The organism is Aeromonas sp. Y318-1 (assembly GCF_027706125.1).
GTDB lineage: Bacteria > Pseudomonadota > Gammaproteobacteria > Enterobacterales > Aeromonadaceae > Aeromonas > Aeromonas hydrophila.
Window position 1 is genome coordinate 68,304 of sequence record NZ_JAPDCM010000002.1, and the last position, 15,756, is coordinate 84,059.

A 15,756-nucleotide genomic window follows, 5' to 3' on the forward strand; every position below is an offset into this window, starting at 1 on the left:
CCAACAAAACAGACCTGAATCACATCAATCCGGGGAAGACCCCCTTGATCCCCGCCACCATGATCTCGATGCCAAGCGACATCATGATGAGACCCATGATCCGGGTGACCACGTTGATGCCGGTGTTGCCCATCACCTTGAACAGCAGGGGAGCGGCGCGGAAGATGAGCCAGGAGCAGAAGGCAAACACCATCACCACCACCGACATCCCCAGCATCTGGGACCAGGTGCTCTGGCTGGCATAGACAATAGAGGAAGAGATGGCGCCGGGGCCGGCCATCAGCGGCAGCGCCAGCGGCACCACAGCGACAGATTCCCGCGCGGCGAGCTCCCCTTTCTCCTGCTTGTTGTGCTTCACCTCCCCCAGCTTGCCCTGCAGCATGGACCAGGCGATCAGGGTGATGAGCGAGCCGCCGGCAATGCGAAACGACGCCAGCGAGATGCCGAAACCATCGAGGATCAGCTGCCCCATGTACATGGAAACCAGCAGGATGATCATCACCGCAATGTTGGCGGTGGTGTTGGTCTTCATCCGCTCTTCCGGCGTTTGATGGCTGGTCAGGCTGACAAACACCGGCAACAGGCCGAGCGGGTTGATGATCGCGAACAAGCCGATGAAAAACTTCAGATATAAAGAGACGTCAATTGCTGCCATAGGCGCCATCCAGAAGTAGAACGAGGCCCTGCGGGCCACCCCGATAAACCGTGCGTAAATTTACACCATGGCCGAAACCTTCACCAATCAAATAATCTCACCCTTTCCGTGGCTTTTCAGTTAGTTCCTCTAATGTCACGACGAAATTCAACATATCGAGTTGTTAATAAAGATTGTCGCCATTTAACACTCTGATAAAATCACTTCGAGTTTTATGCGGCCACGGAGTTTTGGCGCAACATTTCATCTTCGTAAAAAAGGATTTTGTAATGATTGATACGGACATCAAGTTGCAATGGCATCTGGATTCACTGCCCGCAGACAGTGTCGCCCCCCTGCAGGGCTTCTTCGACCGGCTGCCGGTTGATCCCTATATCCAGGGCCGCTTTCGCGAACGCCGTTACGGCCGGGTTGAAAAAGAGGGCAGCCGCTTTTATCCCCTCGACAACGGCGTCTTCTTTCAGGCGGCCGCCATCAACAAGTTTTTGGGGGACGTGCCCAGAACCTATGCCGAGCTGGATCCCGCCTTCGTCGCCCACCCTACCTTCCAGCTAATGCTGACCCGCTTTGCCCGCCATACCCGGCTGGCGGATGGCCAGGCCATCGGCATTCACCAGATGCGCATCGTCACCGGCGAAGGTGAAAGCGTGCCGCCCGCCCCGGAAGGCGTGCATCAGGACGGCTTTGATTTCATCGGGGTGTTCTTTTGTGGCAGTGACGGGGTCAGCGGCGGCGCCTTGCAGCTCTATCATGGATTAAAAGAACAACCATTTTTTCAACAACAATTAAACGCTGGCGAGTATCTGATCCTGGATGATCGCCGTTTCTATCACAATGCCGCCCCCATACTGCCCCAGGGTCCGCACCGGGGACACTGGGACGTAGTCGTGCTAACTGCTTGAAAAATGGTGCGTGAGCCCCTGTTCACGCCCCATTCATCCCGCTTCTGGCCCACTCAACAACTGCGCAACATCTGGCAAACATGTATTGTGAAACAAAATTTCTTTTGTTCTTTTGTTACACATGATCCAGATCAAGTTTTTCTGAGTCAGCCCCGCTCTATAATCGACTCAGAAAGCGATTTAGTAAGGCATGTAAATACCCCGTTGTGGTGATTCTGTTCTTGACAGGGCATCTATAATTGCCGGGCATTGCCAACGTCTTACTAAACAGTTTTCAAATCATCAGGAGATAAACATGGCAGTAACCAATATGGCTGAACTGGATGCACTGGTCGCCCGCGTCAAAGAAGCACAGCGTGAATTCGCCAGCTTCTCGCAAGAGCAGGTAGACAAGATCTTCCGTGCCGCCGCCCTGGCCGCCAGCAATGCCCGTATCCCCCTGGCCCAGATGGCCGTGGAAGAGTCCGGTATGGGTATCATCGAAGACAAGGTTATCAAGAACCACTTCGCCTCCGAATACATCTACAACAAGTACAAAGAAGAGAAGACCTGCGGCATCCTCAGTGAAGATGACGAGATGGGCACCATCACCATCGCCGAGCCGGTAGGTATCATCTGCGGTATCGTACCGACCACCAACCCGACCTCCACTGCGATCTTCAAATCACTGATCTCCCTGAAGACCCGCAACGCCATCATCTTCTCCCCGCACCCCCGTGCCAAGAACTCCACCAATACCGCTGCCAAGCTGGTACTGGATGCAGCCATTGCCGCCGGTGCGCCGAAAGACATCATCGGCTGGATCGATCAACCGACCGTTGAACTCTCCAACGCCCTGATGAAGCACAACGACATCAACCTGATCCTGGCCACCGGTGGCCCGGGCATGGTGAAAGCCGCTTACTCCTCTGGCAAGCCTGCCATCGGTGTAGGTGCCGGTAACGTGCCTGTTGTTATCGACGAAACTGCCGATGTGAAGCGCGCCGTCGCCTCCATCCTGATGTCCAAAACCTTCGACAACGGTGTGGTCTGTGCCTCCGAGCAAGCCGTCATCGTCGTTGACTCCATCTATGACCAGGTGAAAGAGCGTTTCGCGACTCACAACGGTTATGTGCTGACCAAAGAAGAAGCTGACAAGGTCCGCAAGGTCATCCTGATCAACGGTGCCATGAACGCCAACATCGTGGGCCAGCCAGCGACCAAGATCGCCGAAATGTCCGGCGTGACCGTGCCCCCCACCACCAAGATCCTCATCGGTGAAGGTCTGGAAGTGTGTGAAGAGGAAGAGTTTGCTCACGAGAAGCTCTCCCCGACCCTGGGTATGTTCCGTGCCAAGAACTTCGAAGAAGCCGTCGAAATGGCCTGCACCATGGTCAACCTCGGTGGTATCGGCCACACCTCTGGTCTGTACACAGACCAGGATCGCAATGCCGACCGCATCAAGTACTTCGGCGACAAGATGAAGACAGCCCGTATCCTGATCAACACCCCGACCACCCAGGGTGGTATCGGTGACCTGTACAACTTTGCCATCGCACCGTCCTTGACGCTGGGTTGCGGTTCCTGGGGTGGTAACTCCATCTCCGAAAACGTGGGTCCCAAGCACCTGATCAACAAGAAGACAGTCGCAAAACGGGCAGAAAATATGCTGTGGCACAAACTTCCGAAATCCATCTACTTCCGTCGTGGTTCCCTGCCGATCGCCCTGGGCGACCTGGAAGGTAAAAAACGCGCATTGGTCGTGACCGACCGCTTCCTGTTCAACAACGGCTACGCCGACGAAGTGGTTCGTCTGCTCAAGGGCCTGAAGATGGAAGTGGAAGTGTTCTACGAAGTAGAAGCCGACCCGACTCTGTCTGTAGTACGCAAAGGCGCCGAGATGGCCCACTCCTTCAAGCCGGACGTGATCGTCGCGCTGGGCGGTGGTTCACCGATGGATGCGGCCAAGATCATGTGGGTAATGTACGAGCACCCGGAAACCGCGTTCGAAGACTTGGCCATGCGCTTCATGGACATCCGCAAGCGTATCTACAAGTTCCCGAAAATGGGCGTGAAGGCCGAACTGGTCTGTATCACCACCACTTCCGGTACCGGTTCTGAAGTGACCCCGTTTGCGGTCGTGACCGATGACGCCACTGGCATGAAATACCCGCTGGCCGACTACGAGCTAACCCCGAACATGGCCATCGTCGACGCCAACCTGGTCATGGGCATGCCCAAATCCCTGTGTGCCTTCGGCGGTATCGATGCCGTGACTCACGCCATGGAAGCCTACGTTTCCGTACTGGCCAACGAGTACTCCGACGGTCAGGCGCTGCAAGCCCTGAAACTGCTCAAAGAGTACCTGCCGTCCAGCTACCAGAACGGTGCCAACGACCCGGTTGCTCGCGAGAAAGTGCACAACGCTGCCACCATCGCCGGTATCGCGTTCGCCAACGCCTTCTTGGGTGTGTGCCACTCCATGGCCCACAAACTGGGTGCTGAGTTCCACATTCCGCACGGCCTGGCCAACGCCCTGCTGATCAGCAATGTGATCCGCTACAACGCCAACGACAACCCGACCAAGCAGACTGCGTTCTCCCAGTACGACCGTCCGCAGGCTCGCCGTCGCTACGCCGAAGTGGCCGACCACCTGGGTCTGACTGCCGCCGGTGACCGTACCGCCGCCAAGATCGAGAAGCTGCTGGTATGGCTGGACGAGCTGAAAGCCACTCTGGGCATCCCGGCCTCCATCCGTGAAGCCGGCGTGTCTGAAGCTGACTTCCTGGCCAAGGTTGACCAGCTGGCCGTAGAAGCCTTCGATGACCAGTGCACCGGCGCCAACCCGCGCTACCCGCTGATCAGCGAGCTGAAAGCCATCCTGCTGGACACCTACTACGGCCGTCCCTTCACCGAAGACGCTCAGGTAGCGGCCAAGGTTGAAGCCAAGGTTGAAGGCAAGAAGAAGTCCAAAGCCTGATAAGCTGAACCGACTCGAGAGCCCGCGCACATGCGCGGGCTTTTTTGTTTGTCTATCTGCTTAATTTTGCTAGCTTGTTCATAGGCATTCATGAAATGCGAGCTAGCGTATGGCGCTGATACAAGCCTCCATCGAGCAGTTGCGGGTAGGCCACTACATCCATCTCCCCACGGGATGGACCAACCACCCTTTTATGTTCAATGCATTCAAGATCAAGGATCAGCAGCAACTCGACATCATTCGCCATCTCGATCTCAGCCTGCTGATGGTGGATCCCGACAAGAGCGACCTGCCTATCGAACCCATCTTGCGCGGTGACATCCCTTCCGCCGGGCCTGACCTGTCGATCATCGAAGAGCTGGTGGAGAGTGGCCCTGCCCCGTTTGATGAGAAAGCCTTTCGCCGCTCCCTGCGCGCCGCCGACAAGGCCTTCGGCCAATCCATGTCCGAGCTGCGCGATGCGCTGGGGGCACTCAACCTCAAGCCGGACGAAGGGCTCGCCAACACGGCGCAGATAGTGCGCAACGCTGCCGCCCGCATCAGTGCCCACGAAGGCCCGCTCGGTCTGCACCTCATTCGCAGCCCGCACACCGACATCCTGCTGCAGCACAGCCTGAATGTGGCCTTCATCGCCATGTTGATGGCCCGCGAGCTCGGCATGAACCCCATTGAAATCGAAGAGACCGGGCTGGCCGGCCTGGTGCACGACATCGGCGAGCTGAAGATCCCGACTCAGATCACCCAGAAACGGGGGGAGCTCAACAAGTCGGAGCAAAATTTCCTCAACATGCACCCCCAGTACGGGCTGGAGATGCTGACCCAGCTGCAGGCCTTCGAGCCCAAGATCCGCCAGGTGGCCCATCTGCATCACGAGCGCCTCGACGGCAGCGGCTTTCCCCTTGGCATCAAGGGGGGTGAAATCCCGCCGCTGGCGCGGATCATCGGGCTGGTGGATTACTATGACGAGCTGCTGCACCCGCGCAACAGCGCCACACCGGCGGCGCCGAGCCAGGCCATCAGCCAGCTCTACAAGCTGTCGCAGAAGAAATTCGACCAGGATCTGGTCAAGCTGCTGATCAAGGTGCTGGGGGTCTATCCGCCCGGTTCGCTGGTGATGCTCTCAGACGACTCGGTGGCGCTGGTGCTCTCCACCGAGCCCACCATGCCGCTCAAGCCCAAGGTGCTGCCCTACATCAAGGCGCAGCGGCCGGAAGGGGTGGCGATGATCGACCTGCGGGAAGATGAGCGCACCATCAAATCATTTATCAAGCAGGAAGAGCTGGATGAGGGGCAACGGCTGTTTTTCAACCTGACCCGACGCTTCTGTTACTATTTTGCCTTCTGAGTTATCCCCAGAAGCTGGGGATAACTCATTGGACAAACCTGAATAATCACTCGATTGCCCGCAAAATTGTTCGCCATCCACCATGGATAAAAAACGCCCAGCCAAGGGGCCGGGCGGAGCATGCCACCTCCGTGTGGCGTATCCAGCGGATACATTCATGCTCCATCCAGCAATATCAACCCTTGGGCGATTACACAAATATCAATTTAACATACTGATTTAATATGGTTTTATTTCACGTTTCTGGCACACTGCGGCCGCAATCCCGCCCTGGCGCCCCGCAGAACAAGATCCTGATCACATTTATTCAAGGTTGCCGATTTTTTCGGCACGGACTCTGAGGAACGTTTTTTATGCAGTTGGTCCTCTCCCTGCTTCAACAGATGAGCGTCAGCCTGGTCATCGCCTACCTCTTTTCCAAGAGTCCGCTGCTGCGTCCGCTGGCCAACTACTCGGTCAGGCTGCCTCACAAGGTGCTCATCTACATTACCTTCTCCTGCTTCTGCATTCTCGGCACCTACGTGGGGCTGGATATCGACGACGCCATCGCCAATACCCGCGCCGTCGGCGCCGTGCTGGGCGGGCTGCTGGGGGGCCCGCTGGTGGGCTTTCTGGTGGGGCTGACCGGCGGCCTGCACCGCTATACCCTGGGTGGCTTCACCGATCTGGCCTGCGCCATCTCCACCACCTGCGAGGGGCTGCTGGGCGGGCTGGTGCACTGGCGGCTGATGCGGGCGGGCAAGATGGACGCCCTGTTCGAGCCGCGCATCGCCTTCTTCACCACCCTCTACGCCGAGATCATGCAGATGGTGATCATCCTGCTGGTGGCCACGCCATTCGATAAATCCCTGCTGCTGGTGCGTACCATCGCCACCCCCATGATCCTGGCCAACTCCTGCGGCGCCGCGCTCTTCATCAGCATGATCCGCGATCAGCAGCAGATGTACGAGAAGTTCTCCCGGGTCTTCTCCGCCAAGGCGCTCAATATCGCCAACCGCACCGTCGGCATCATGAGCCAGGGTTTCACCCCCGAGGCCAGCCACAAGATTGCCCGCATCATCCAGGAGGAGACCGGGGTGGGCGCCGTCGCCATCACGGATACCGACAAGATCCTCGCCTTCATCGGCATCGGCGAGGATCACCACCAGCCAGGTACCCCCATCACCTCGGCCATCACCATGCAGGCCATCGCCCGCAACAAGGTGCTGTTTGCCGACGGCAACAGCCAGCCCTACCGCTGCAGCATCTCGCCCCAGTGCCAGCTCGGCTCGGTGCTGGTGATCCCGCTGCACGGCGACGAGGGGGTGATCGGCACCATCAAGCTCTACGAGCCCAAGAAGCGGCTGTTTCTCAAGATCAACCACACCCTGGGAGAAGGGATTGCCAACCTGCTCTCCCAGCAGTTGCTGACCGGCCGGCTGGAGCAGCAGCAGCGACTGCTGGTGCAGTCCGAGCTCAAGCTGGTGCAGGCCCAGATCAATCCCCACTTTCTGTTCAACACCCTCAACACCATCAGCGCCATCACCCGGCGCGAACCGGAGCGGGCGCGCCAGCTGCTGCTGCACCTCTCCCTGTTCTTTCGCAAGAACCTCAAGCGCCAGAGCGGCCTGGCCACCCTGCAGGAGGAGCAGGAGCACTGCCAATCCTATCTGGAGATCGAGCTGGCCCGCTTTGGCGACCGGCTGACGGTACAAAACGAGATCCCGCCGGCCCTCGCCGACCTCAAGCTGCCGAGCTTCACCCTGCAGCCCCTCATCGAGAATGCCATCAAGCACGGCATCTCCACCCTGCTGGAGCAGGGGCACATCCGCCTCTACACCGAGCAGACGGCAGAGCGGGTCACCATTCACGTGGAGGACAATGCCGGCACCTGGCAGGAGAAACCGGCCGGTGACGGGCTCGGCATGACCCTGGTGGACAGGCGCCTCAAGAGCGCCTTCGGCAACCGCTATGGCCTGAGCGTCAGTTGCGAGCCCGACTGCTGGACCCGGGTCTCCGTCACCCTGCCAAGGGAACTGCCATGATCCGGCCGCCGTCCCACTTCATCTTCACTCACTACCCCAACCACGCAGGAGAACCCCATGATCCGCACCCTCATCGTCGATGACGAGCTTTACGCCCGCGAGGAGCTGATGCAGCACCTGGCCGCCGAGCCCGATATCGAACAGCTGGGAGCGGCCGCCAATGCCATCGAGGCGCTGGCGCTTATTCAGCGGCTCAAACCCGACGTGGTGTTTCTCGACATCCAGATGCCCAAGCTCAGCGGCATGGAGCTGGTCGCCATGCTCGATCCCCTGCCCCGCATCGTCTTTGTCACCGCCTTTGACGAGTACGCCATCCAGGCATTCGAGGAGAACGCCTTCGACTACCTGCTCAAACCGGTGGAGCCGGCGCGTCTGGCTAAGACGCTGGCGCGGCTCAGGCAAGATCTAACCCCCCAGCCCATGACGGCGCTCGCCCCCGCCATTCGCCACATCCCGGGCTACCTGCACAACCGGGTACGGCTGCTGCCCATCGAGCAGGTGGAGTACGCCTTCTCCGATCTCGGCGGGGTGCACGTGGCGAGCCAGGGCGAGCTGTTCCACACCCAGCTCACCCTCAAATCCCTGGAGGAGAAGACCCCGCTGCTGCGCTGCCACCGCCAGTATCTGGTGGCCCCGGCCGCCATCTTCGAGATCCGGCTGCTGGAGAACCAGCTGGCGGAGATAGTGACGCCGAGCGGCGCCCGGGTGCCGGTCAGCCGCCGCTACCTGAAGGAGTTGAAGGAGATGCTGGGGCTGGAGTAAGCCCCGCGATGTGAGCCGGATCACGAGCGCCGACCGCTCGGTCCGCCATATGGCCGCTCATGCCGTTTTACCTGCCGTCAACAGAGCAAGCCCCTACACTGGCCGCGCACACCCAACAATAACAAAGCAGGAGCGTAGCAATGATCTGGTTCTTCCTCTGTGTCGGCTTGTTAATAGCCGGCTATTTCGTATACGGCAAATTCATCGAACGGATATTTGGCCCCAAGCCGGAGCTGAAAACCCCCGCCATCACCATGGCGGACGGGGTGGACTATGTCCCCATGTCGGACAAGAAGGTCTATCTGGTTCAGCTGCTCAACATCGCCGGCGTCGGCCCCATCTTCGGCCCCATCCTGGGCGCCCTCTACGGTCCGGTCGCCATGCTCTGGATCGTGTTCGGCTGCATCTTCGCCGGTGCGGTGCACGACTACTTCTCCGGCATGCTGTCGGTGCGCGCCAAGGGCGCCTCGGTGCCGACCGTGGTCGGTGAACACCTCGGCACTACCGCCAAGCACTTCATGAACCTGTTCGCCGTGGTGCTGTTGATGCTGGTGGGCGTGGTGTTCGTGCTGAGCCCGGCTGGCCTTCTGGCCAACCTCACCTCCACCGATCTGGTCTACTGGATTGCGGCCATCTTCGCCTACTACATCCTGGCGACCATAGTCCCCATCGACAAAATCATCGGCCGTTTCTACCCCATCTTCGGCGCCCTGCTGGTGTTCATGTCGGTCGGCCTCATCATCGGCCTCATCGTCTCCGGCAAAGGCTTCTACAACACCGGGATGGATTTCTCCAACCTGCACCCGACCGAGCTGCCGCTCTGGCCGCTGTTGTTCATCACCATCGCCTGCGGCGCCGTGTCGGGCTTCCACGCCACCCAGTCACCGCTGATGGCGCGCTGCATGCAAAACGAGAGCTCCGGCCGCTTCATCTTCTACGGCGCCATGATTGGTGAAGGGATCATCGCCCTCATCTGGTGCACCCTGGGTCTCTCCTTCTACGACAGCACCGAGGCGCTCAACGCCACCCTGGCCAGCGGCGGCCCCTCTGCCGTGGTACACGAGGTCTCCACCAGCCTGCTCGGCACCGTCGGCGGCATCCTGGCCATCCTCGGCGTGGTGATCCTGCCCATCACCTCCGGCGACACCGCGTTTCGCAGTGCCCGCCTCATCGTCGCGGACTTCCTGAAACTGACCCAGAAGCCCATGGCCAAGCGACTGCTCATCGCCATCCCCATGTTCATCCTCGGCTTCATCATCTCCAAGGCTGAATTCGGGGTGATCTGGCGCTACTTCGGCTGGGCCAACCAGACCACCGCGGTGATGATGCTGTGGGCGGCGGCGGCCTACCTCGCCAAAGAGGGCAAGCTGCACTGGGTCTGCACCATTCCCGCCATGTTCATGACCGCCGTGGTGTTCACCTATCTGGCCAACGCCCCCATCGGGTTCGGGCTGGAGATGGGCGTCTCCACCATGATTGGGCTGGCCAGCACCCTGATCGTCACGGTGGCCTTCCTGGTGAAATTCAGGCCCGCGCTGATCAACAAGCCCAGCGAAAGTTGATCCACGCCAACCATGTCAAAAAAGGAGCCATAAAGGCTCCTTTTTTTGCTGCTCATCTCATCGCACTAATGCCATACTCGTCCCGTAAGTTCTTGTCATGGATACGACTTTACGGACTTGCCCCCAACAACATCAGCGTCTGTTTTGACGACTTGGAAACTACTTAAGCTTCAGTACAACAAAACAACTTAAGATTTCGGGCCCGACAGGAGGGAAATCAGGTGGCTGACTGCCTTGCAGAGCCCTGTTCCCAATGACAATGCGGTGCGTCAAGCCAGCGGAGGCATAAATGGCACTCGATTATTTTGCTCTTGGTCTGCTTTTTTTTGTGGGTTTGGTCATTTTTTATGGGGTCATCGTCATTCATGACATTCCCTATGAAATAGCCAAGCATCGTCAGCACCCCCATCAGGACGCCATTCACGTGGCCGGCTGGGTCAGTCTGTTTACCTTGCACGTGCTGTGGCCCTTCCTCTGGATCTGGGCCACCCTCTATCGTCCCGAGCGGGGCTGGGGGTTCAATCAGCGGCTGCAGCAGGATGAAGAGGATATCCAGCAGCTCAAACAGGAGCTGGCCGACCTCAAAACCCGTCTCAACACCATCGAACAGACCGAGCAACAGGGATAAATCATGGACCTGCTACTGATCCTGACCTACACGGCCATCTGCGTGGCCATCTTCAAAATCTTCCGTATCCCGCTCAACAAGTGGACCGTGCCCACCGCCGTACTGGGCGGCGTGCTGATCATCGGCACCCTGATCATGCTGATGAACTACAACCATCCCTACTCCGAGATGGCACGCAACTACTACGTCTCCACCCCGATCGTGCCGCTGGTCAAGGGCCGGGTCATTGAGGTGCCGGTACAGGCCAACCAGCCGGTAAAGAAGGGCGACGTGCTGTTTCGCCTGGATGCCGCCCCCTTCCAGCTCAAAGCAGACAGCCTGACGGCGCGGGTTGAATCCAACCGCAACCACCTCAAGTCCATCGAGGCCAGGTTGCGCTCCGCCAAGCTCGACCGGGATCGCGCCAGCGATCTGATGCGTCGCGGCGTCGGCAAGCAGCGCGACCTCGACGTCACCCAGGCCAACGTGGACGACATCGTGGCCCAGCTTGAGCAGCAACAGGCAACGCTGGAAGATCTGCAGGCCCAGCTTGATGAGGCCAAATATCAGGTCGCGCAGACCGTGGTCTATGCCCCGAGCAACGGTCACGTGGTGCAGCTGGCCTTGCGCCCCGGCATGATCGCCACCCCCTACATGTATCGCCCGGTGATGACCTTCATTCACGAGGATGAGAACGCCTATGTAGGCTGGTTCTGGCAGAACAGCATGCAGCGCCTGGCGGTGGGCGATGAGGCCGAAGTGGTGATCGACGGCATCCCCGGCAAGATCTTCCAGGGCAAGGTGACCGCCGTGATCCCGGCCATCGCCGCAGGCAATGTGCAGGCCAACGCCGGCCTGCTGGATCAGACCAGTGCCGTGCGGCCGGGCCGCCTGCCGGTGCTCATCTCCATCACCGACCCCGAGTGGGCCAAGTATCAGGTGATCGCCGGGGCCAGCGGCCAAGCCGCCATCTACACCAAGCACTTCCACCATGTCTCGGTGATGCGCAAGGTGCTGCTGCGCATGGCCAGCTGGATGAACTACGTCTTCCCCTTCCACTAAGCGAAGACGTCAACGCCAGCGGGCCGGCACCATGCCGGCCCGCTGTTTTTTGGCGCCAAGATCCCTATAATGGCGCCATCCTGCACCACCCCATATCGATACCCCAAGCCTGCATGTTCGTTCTCAGACCCTATCAGACCGACGCCGTCAACGCCGTGATCAGCCACTTTCGCCAGCACCCGGATCCCGCCGTGGTGGTACTGCCCACCGGGGCCGGCAAGAGTCTGGTGATCGCCGAACTGGCCCGCAAGGCGCGCGGCCGGGTGCTGGTGCTGGCCCACGTCAAGGAGCTGGTGGAGCAGAACCACGCCAAATACGAGGCGTGGGGGCTCAAGGCCGACATCTTCGCCGCCGGGCTCGCTCGCAAGGAGGCGAGCGCCCAGGTGGTGTTTGGCTCGGTGCAGTCGGTAGCGCGCAATCTGGCTGCCTTCGACGGGGCGTTTTCGCTGCTCATAATCGACGAGTGCCACCGGGTCTCGCTCGATGATGACAGCCAATACCATCAGGTGATCGACCACCTCAAGGCCGCCAATCCAGCCCTCAAGATCCTCGGTCTCACCGCCACCCCCTATCGGCTCGGGCTGGGCTGGATCTACCGGCGCCACTACCACGGCATGGTGAAAAGCCACGGCGAGCGACTGTTCGGCGACTGCGTGTTCGAGCTGCCGCTGCGCTTCATGGTCAAAAACGGCTATCTGACGCCGCCGCGCATGGTGGATGCCCCCATCGTCCACTACGACTTCAGCAAGCTGGTGGCGCGGGAGAATGGCCTCTTCAGCGAGGCGGATCTGAACGGCGAGCTCAAACGCCAGCAGCGGGTCACCCCCCATATCCTGAGCCAGGTGCTGGAGTATGCGGCCGACCGGCAGGGGGTGATGATCTTCGCCGCCACCGTCGAACATGCCCGCGAAATTCACGGCCTGCTGGGCGCCAGAGGCCAGCAGGCGGCCCTCATCACCGGCGAGACGCCGGGGCCGGAGCGCGATGCCCTCATCAACGCCTTCAAGGCGCGCGAGCTCAAGTTTCTGGTCAACGTGGCGGTGCTCACTACCGGCTTCGACGCCCCCCACGTGGATCTTATCGTGATGCTCAGACCCACAGAATCGGTGTCGCTCTACCAGCAGATCGTGGGTCGCGGCCTGCGCCTCTCGCCCGGTAAGACGGACTGTCTGGTGCTCGACTACGCCGGCAACAACTTCAACCTGTTCGCCCCCGAAGTGGGGGAGCCTCGCCCCCACGCCGGCACCGAGCCGGTGCAGGTGCCCTGCCCCGCCTGCGGCTTTGCCAACACCTTCTGGGGCAAGATCGACGAGGATGGCAAGGTGATTGAGCACTACGGTCGCCGCTGTCAGGGACTGTTTGAAGATGACGAGGGCAACCGCGAGGAGTGCGACTACCGCTTTCGCGCCAAGATCTGCCCCGCTTGCGGCAGCGAAAACGACATCGCCGCCCGCCGCTGCCAGAGCTGCGATCAGCTGCTGGTGGACCCTGACGACAAGCTCAAAGAGGCGCTCAATCTCAAGGACTGCATGGTCATTCGCTGCGCCGGGCTGACGCTGAATGCCGGGCTTGGCAAACAAGGGGAGCGGCTGGAGGTGGTCTATCACGATGAGGATGGCCTCACCCTCAATGAATACTTCGGATTTCACTCCCAGGGCGCACGGCGCTTGTTTCAACAGGTCTTTGTGCGTCATCATTGGCCCGCTCCGGGTCTGGAACCCGAATTTGCCACCCTGGCGAGCGTGCTGGCGGCAGAAAGCCAGTTTCGCCACCCCGATTTCGTCATCGCCCGCAAAGCGGGGCGGTTCTGGCAGATAAAAGAGAAGATTTTTGATTATGAGGGTCGCTATCGCACCGCCAACTCGATGGCGTGATGGCCAGTGGCGACCGGCATAAATCGTATGAATGGCTTTGCCACGGTTGATCCCGCATCGGCGGGTGAAACAAGGTTGAATTGTCAGGGCCGGCACCACTGCCGGGCCCCTTCGTCACGTTTAGAGGATGTTATGCAGCGGCTGTTGATTGGTTTTTGTGCTCTCTTTTCCCTGGCGGCCCAGGCCGCCCCGCTGACGCCCCCTGAGGGTGGCCAGTACGCCATCATAGTGCAGGGCAACAACGGGGTTGAATTTGCCCGCCATGCGGATCAGATGATCGCCCCCGCCTCCACCATGAAGGTACTCACCGCGCTGGCGGCCCGTCTCGAGCTCGGTGCCGACTTCCGCTTTGCCACCGACATCCAGGCTCAGCCCGGCGCCAAACAGGGTGATGCCATCAATGGCGACATCTGGATCAACTTCGTCGGCGACCCCACCCTCTCCCGCATGGATCTGCTGGCCCTGTTCAAGCAGCTTGGCGTGAACCGCATCAAGGGCAACGTCTACGTCAACACCGGCGCCTACAACGGCTACGAGCGCGGCAACGGCTGGTCGTGGGGGGATCAGACCCTCTGTTTCGCCGCCCCGGTCTCCTCGGTCATCATCGACAAGAACTGCGCCTACGGCACCATCACAGCCACCCAGATCGGCAAACCGGCCACCGGCAACGTGGCCACCGGCGTCCCCATCGGCATCGGTGCCGACAACGTGGAGGTGATGAGCTATAGCGACATGGCGCGCCAGTTCTGCGCACTGGAAGTGGACATGGCCAAGGGCAACTTCTACGAGCTCAAGGGCTGTATCACCCCGAACAAGGATCCGCAGGGGCTGCGCTTCGCCATCCACGACGTGGAAGCCTGGGGCTGGGACAACATCCGCTGGGCCATGGACCGTGCCGGCATCAAGCATGACGGCCTGCTGCGGGTCACCCACAAGTCGCCGGACAACGCCGAGACGCTGGGCACCCACTACTCGGTCTCATTGCCGGTGATGCTGGCCAAGATGCTGAAAAAATCCGACAACCTCTATGCCGATACCTTCCTCAAGACCGTCGGTCGCCACTACTACAACAAGCCGGGCAGCTATCGCAGCGGCACCATGGCGGTGCGCGCCATCCTGACCAAGAACGGCATCGATCTGGGCAACGCCACCCTGGCCGACGGCTCCGGCCTCTCTGCCCACAACCTCATCAGCGCCCGCCAGATGCTGTCGGTGCTTAACTTCATCCAGAAAAATGATGCCGAGCTTGGCCTCATCAAGCTGCTGCCAAGCTCCCAGGTAGATGGCACCCTGGCCTGGCGGCGCAGCGTCACCGCCCCCATGATGAAAAACAAGGTGCACGCCAAGACCGGCACCATCACCGGCACCTCCAACCTGGTGGGCTTCATCGACACCGCCGGCGGCCAGCGCAAGGCCTTCGTGATGTTCCAGCGCGGCCTGTCGCAGGATCCGGCGACCCATGAGCGCTACCGCGCCAGCAAGGCTGCCTGGCCCTGGACCGTGTTCGAGAAGGGAGTGCTGGAGAGCATCTACCAGCAGCAGCCGATCCAGATCGCCGATCAGGGTTGAGCTGCCGCCCGGTGATTGACGATCACGGCCGGCGAAGCGCGCCTTATCGAAGATGGCGAACGGCCGTATCGACAATTTCCACTTTGACTAGTCACGAGGCGGGGCTATCCTGTCCCCAGCCTCATATGAATGGAGAGAGAACATGTTTGCAGTGATTTTTGGTCGTCCCGGTTGCCCCTATTGTGTCCGTGCCAAGCAGATCGCCGAGCAGCTAGTTGAACAGCGTGACGATTTCAAATTCCGCTACGTGGACATCCACGCCGAAGGCATAACCAAGGAAGACCTGGCCAAGAGCGCCGGCAAGCCGGTCAATACCGTGCCGCAAATCTTCCTGGACGAGCAGCACATCGGTGGCTGCACCGATTTCGAAGCCTATGCCAAAGAGAACCTGGGTCTCTACCAGTAAGCTCACGTTGTGAAAAAGGCGCCATCAGG

At 60.0% G+C, this 15,756-nt stretch carries 12 protein-coding genes; 11 read left to right on the forward strand and 1 reads right to left on the reverse strand.

From position 1 onward, the window contains the following. Positions 1-19 precede the first annotated feature (19 nt). Positions 20-655: a YchE family NAAT transporter gene (locus OKB87_RS02925; RefSeq protein ID WP_016351085.1), complete on the reverse strand. Its 636-nt coding sequence runs from the start codon at positions 653-655 to the stop codon at positions 20-22. Between the two features lie 269 nt (positions 656-924). Here OKB87_RS02925 and OKB87_RS02930 point away from each other — a divergent pair, with 269 nt between their 5' ends. From OKB87_RS02930 to OKB87_RS02980, 11 genes are all read left to right on the forward strand, one after another. Next, entirely contained in the window at positions 925-1,557 is a 633-nt protein-coding gene (locus tag OKB87_RS02930; protein WP_270826410.1) for a 2OG-Fe dioxygenase family protein, read from the forward strand. A 295-nt stretch (positions 1,558-1,852) separates the two neighbouring features. Beyond that, on the forward strand, positions 1,853-4,516 hold the full coding sequence (adhE, locus tag OKB87_RS02935) for a bifunctional acetaldehyde-CoA/alcohol dehydrogenase (protein ID WP_016351087.1): 2,664 nt from the start codon (positions 1,853-1,855) through the stop codon (positions 4,514-4,516). Positions 4,517-4,625: 109 nt separating this feature from the next. Then, positions 4,626-5,861: an HD-GYP domain-containing protein gene (locus tag OKB87_RS02940; RefSeq protein ID WP_011706434.1), complete on the forward strand. Its 1,236-nt coding sequence runs from the start codon at positions 4,626-4,628 to the stop codon at positions 5,859-5,861. A 353-nt stretch (positions 5,862-6,214) separates the two neighbouring features. Further along, positions 6,215-7,885: a sensor histidine kinase gene (locus OKB87_RS02945; protein ID WP_041216999.1), complete on the forward strand. Its 1,671-nt coding sequence runs from the start codon at positions 6,215-6,217 to the stop codon at positions 7,883-7,885. A 57-nt stretch (positions 7,886-7,942) separates the two neighbouring features. Continuing rightward, complete coding sequence (gene btsR, locus OKB87_RS02950; RefSeq protein WP_270826411.1) at positions 7,943-8,647, forward strand: two-component system response regulator BtsR; 705 nt, start codon at positions 7,943-7,945, stop codon at positions 8,645-8,647. 140 nt (positions 8,648-8,787) lie between these two features. Next, positions 8,788-10,209, forward strand: coding sequence for a carbon starvation CstA family protein (locus OKB87_RS02955; RefSeq protein WP_039214540.1), 1,422 nt, complete (start codon positions 8,788-8,790; stop codon positions 10,207-10,209). Between the two features lie 289 nt (positions 10,210-10,498). Continuing rightward, on the forward strand, positions 10,499-10,837 hold the full coding sequence (locus OKB87_RS02960; RefSeq protein ID WP_017408083.1) for a DUF3302 domain-containing protein: 339 nt from the start codon (positions 10,499-10,501) through the stop codon (positions 10,835-10,837). A 3-nt stretch (positions 10,838-10,840) separates the two neighbouring features. Then, positions 10,841-11,878: an HlyD family secretion protein gene (locus OKB87_RS02965; protein ID WP_017408082.1), complete on the forward strand. Its 1,038-nt coding sequence runs from the start codon at positions 10,841-10,843 to the stop codon at positions 11,876-11,878. Positions 11,879-11,991: 113 nt separating this feature from the next. After that, complete coding sequence (locus OKB87_RS02970) at positions 11,992-13,752, forward strand: DEAD/DEAH box helicase (protein ID WP_270826412.1); 1,761 nt, start codon at positions 11,992-11,994, stop codon at positions 13,750-13,752. A 132-nt stretch (positions 13,753-13,884) separates the two neighbouring features. Further along, on the forward strand, positions 13,885-15,321 hold the full coding sequence (gene dacB / locus OKB87_RS02975; RefSeq protein WP_270826413.1) for a D-alanyl-D-alanine carboxypeptidase/D-alanyl-D-alanine endopeptidase: 1,437 nt from the start codon (positions 13,885-13,887) through the stop codon (positions 15,319-15,321). 142 nt (positions 15,322-15,463) lie between these two features. Further along, positions 15,464-15,727 carry a GrxA family glutaredoxin gene (locus OKB87_RS02980; RefSeq protein WP_010633640.1) on the forward strand — a complete coding sequence of 88 codons (264 nt, stop codon included), beginning with the start codon at positions 15,464-15,466 and terminating at the stop codon, positions 15,725-15,727. Positions 15,728-15,756 lie beyond the last annotated feature (29 nt).

What these genes read in the sequence shown, in the direction of transcription:
- OKB87_RS02925 (WP_016351085.1), bottom strand. Translation starts at nt 655, where the DNA reads ATGGCAGCAATTGACGTCTCTTTATATCTGAAGTTTTTCATCGGCTTG.
- OKB87_RS02930 (WP_270826410.1), top strand. Translation starts at nt 925, where the DNA reads ATGATTGATACGGACATCAAGTTGCAATGGCATCTGGATTCACTGCCC.
- adhE (WP_016351087.1), top strand. Translation starts at nt 1,853, where the DNA reads ATGGCAGTAACCAATATGGCTGAACTGGATGCACTGGTCGCCCGCGTC.
- OKB87_RS02940 (WP_011706434.1), top strand. Translation starts at nt 4,626, where the DNA reads ATGGCGCTGATACAAGCCTCCATCGAGCAGTTGCGGGTAGGCCACTAC.
- OKB87_RS02945 (WP_041216999.1), top strand. Translation starts at nt 6,215, where the DNA reads ATGCAGTTGGTCCTCTCCCTGCTTCAACAGATGAGCGTCAGCCTGGTC.
- btsR (WP_270826411.1), top strand. Translation starts at nt 7,943, where the DNA reads ATGATCCGCACCCTCATCGTCGATGACGAGCTTTACGCCCGCGAGGAG.
- OKB87_RS02955 (WP_039214540.1), top strand. Translation starts at nt 8,788, where the DNA reads ATGATCTGGTTCTTCCTCTGTGTCGGCTTGTTAATAGCCGGCTATTTC.
- OKB87_RS02960 (WP_017408083.1), top strand. Translation starts at nt 10,499, where the DNA reads ATGGCACTCGATTATTTTGCTCTTGGTCTGCTTTTTTTTGTGGGTTTG.
- OKB87_RS02965 (WP_017408082.1), top strand. Translation starts at nt 10,841, where the DNA reads ATGGACCTGCTACTGATCCTGACCTACACGGCCATCTGCGTGGCCATC.
- OKB87_RS02970 (WP_270826412.1), top strand. Translation starts at nt 11,992, where the DNA reads ATGTTCGTTCTCAGACCCTATCAGACCGACGCCGTCAACGCCGTGATC.
- dacB (WP_270826413.1), top strand. Translation starts at nt 13,885, where the DNA reads ATGCAGCGGCTGTTGATTGGTTTTTGTGCTCTCTTTTCCCTGGCGGCC.
- OKB87_RS02980 (WP_010633640.1), top strand. Translation starts at nt 15,464, where the DNA reads ATGTTTGCAGTGATTTTTGGTCGTCCCGGTTGCCCCTATTGTGTCCGT.